Origin of the sequence: Gemmiger formicilis (assembly GCF_016901605.1) — a bacterium.
GTDB classification, from domain to species: Bacteria; Bacillota; Clostridia; order Oscillospirales; family Ruminococcaceae; genus Gemmiger; species Gemmiger formicilis_B.
The window spans coordinates 1-253 of record NZ_JACJKP010000656.1; the positions used below are offsets into that span (position 1 = coordinate 1).

Consider the following 253-nt stretch of genomic DNA (forward strand, 5'->3'; position numbering starts at 1 on the left):
GGCGTGGGCATGGGGCAGTGGGTCAGGTACCAGACAAACAGGATGGAACTGACGGTCCAGGTCAGGGGATAGGCCCAGAAAATTACGCTGATCTGCGGAATAAAGTGCACCGTTACGGTAATGTAGGTGATGCGCAGGGCACACCATACAGCCAGCATGATGACCATAGGCACCACGGGGCGGCCCAGACCGCGCAGGATACCTGCACAGCAATGGCTGAAAGCCAGCAGACAGTAGAACAACGAAACGGTGC

The 253-nt window shown here is 57.3% G+C and carries 1 pseudogene; it reads right to left on the reverse strand.

From position 1 onward, the window contains the following. A pseudogene (locus tag H6B10_RS16340) lies at window positions 1-253 on the reverse strand (MATE family efflux transporter); the annotation flags it as partial.